The organism is Polaromonas sp. P1_G4, assembly GCF_056405475.1.
On record NZ_JBFUCA010000674.1, the window covers coordinates 1 to 1851 of the forward strand.

The 1851-nt window shown below is 61.0% G+C and carries 2 protein-coding genes; both read right to left on the minus strand.

Features of this window, described 5'->3' with window-relative positions; translation table 11 throughout:
- Window positions 1-31: 31 nt before the first annotated feature.
- Window positions 32-979 (minus strand): GTPase Era, encoded by a 948-nt coding sequence (gene era, locus AC1D1X_RS22085; RefSeq protein WP_477671614.1) that lies wholly within the window; start codon window positions 977-979, stop codon window positions 32-34.
- 174 nt (window positions 980-1153) lie between these two features.
- Window positions 1154-1825, minus strand: coding sequence for a ribonuclease III (rnc, locus tag AC1D1X_RS22090; protein WP_477699195.1), 672 nt, complete (start codon window positions 1823-1825; stop codon window positions 1154-1156).
- Between the last annotated feature and the right edge of the window lie 26 nt (window positions 1826-1851).

Sequence of the window (1851 nt, forward strand, 5' to 3'; positions counted from 1 at the left end):
GAACTACACGAAGTGAGCGACCGTGGGGGCCTCATTCATACCCGAAGGTCTTGACCCTTGCCTCGTCGTCCGCCCAGCCCGAACGGACCTTGACCCAGATCTCCAGGAACACCTTGCCGCCAGTGAGGGTTTCGAGCTCATGCCGGGCTTCAGTGCCGATGCGTTTGAGCTTTTCGCCCTTCTCGCCAATGATCATGCCCTTGTGGCCGTCGCGCTCGACCACGATAGTGGCGGCAATTTTTCGCAAATTGCCCTCCTCTTCGTACTGGTCAATGATGACGGTGGAGGTATAGGGAAGCTCGTCGCCCGTCAGGCGGAACAGCTTTTCGCGGATGATTTCGGCGGCCATGAAGCGGTCGCTACGGTCGGTCAGTTCGTCGGCACCGTACATCCAGGGCTGCACCGGCAAGTATTTTTCGCAAATGCCGAACAGGCGCTCGATGTCCTTGGCGTTGTTGGCCGACATGGGCACGAACTCGGCGAAATTGTGCCGCTCCTGCATTTCCTTGAGCCAGGGCGCGATCTCGGCGCGGCGGTGAATCAAATCAAACTTGTTAGCCAGCAAAATCGCGGGTGTCTTTTCAGGCAGCAGAGCCAGAACCTTGGCGTCGGCCTGGTTGAATTGACCGGCTTCCACCACAAAGACAATCAGGTCCACATCATTGACGGCGCCGACCACGGTGCGGTTCAGCGAGCGGTTCAGCGCGTTGCCGTGCCGGGTCTGGAAGCCCGGCGTGTCCACGAAGACATACTGCGTTGCCTTGACCGTGCGCATGCCAGTGATGCGGTGGCGCGTGGTCTGGGCCTTGCGCGAGGTGATGCTGATCTTTTGCCCCACAAGCGCATTGAGCAAAGTGGATTTACCCACATTGGGCTTGCCGACGATGGCGATCAGGCCACAGCGCTGCTCGCCGGCAGGCGGCGTGTCAGCAGTGGCCGGCACGGCCGCGCCGCGCGAAGACAGGGCCTGCGCCAGCATGGCTTCCAGCGCATCGGGCGGCTGCACGGTTTGCGGGGCTTTGGCTTGACGCTTTTTCGGCGCGACTGCAGAGGGAGTCGCCGCAGCAGCTACCGGTTTTTTCGGTTCTTTTTTACCTGTACTCATAATCTTGGTGTGTTGGCCTGCGGCCTTCGGGCGGCTGCCGGCTCGGAGTCAGGAATCCAGTGTCTTGACAAACATCAGCATGGCGGCGGCGGCGGCTTGTTCGCCGGCCCGGCGGGAGCCGCCGATCCCGCGCTCGGCCCGGCCATACTCGGTGATCTCGCATTCCACATCGAAGGTCTGCTTGTGGGCCGCACCCATGGTACCCACCACGCGGTAAATCGGCAGGTTCATTTTGCGCCCCTGCAACCACTCCTGCAATTCGGTTTTCGGATCTTTGCCGATGGCCTGCATCTGCGGGTTGATTTCCACATCTTTGAACAGCCGGCGCACCAGCAGGTTGGCCGCCTCAAAACCGGCGTCCAGGTAAACGGCGCCTATCACAGCCTCCAGCGCATCGGCGAGAATGGAGGGCCGCTTCTGTCCGCCGGATTTTGCCTCACCCTCACCCAGCCGTACCAGGTCCGGCAGGCCAAGCACGACAGCAAGTTTGTGCAGGGTGTCCTGCTTGACAAGGTTGGCCCGCACACGTGAAAGGTCGCCCTCAGGCAGGGTGCTCAGTTGCTCGTAGAGCAGCCCCGCGACAGCCAGGTTCAGGACGGAATCGCCCAGAAACTCGATGCGTTCGTTATGGTCGGTCGAAAAGCTGCGGTGCGTCAGCGCCTGCTGGAGCAGCTTTGGGTCGGAAAAATCATGCTGCAGGCGCTTTTGCAATGCCAGCAGACCAGGACTTGAGGTAGCACTCGCTC

Excerpts from the sequence above, each read along its gene's own strand:
- era (WP_477671614.1), bottom strand. The coding sequence starts at position 979 with ATGCTGGCGCAGGCCCTGTCTTCGCGCGGCGCGGCCGTGCCGGCCACT.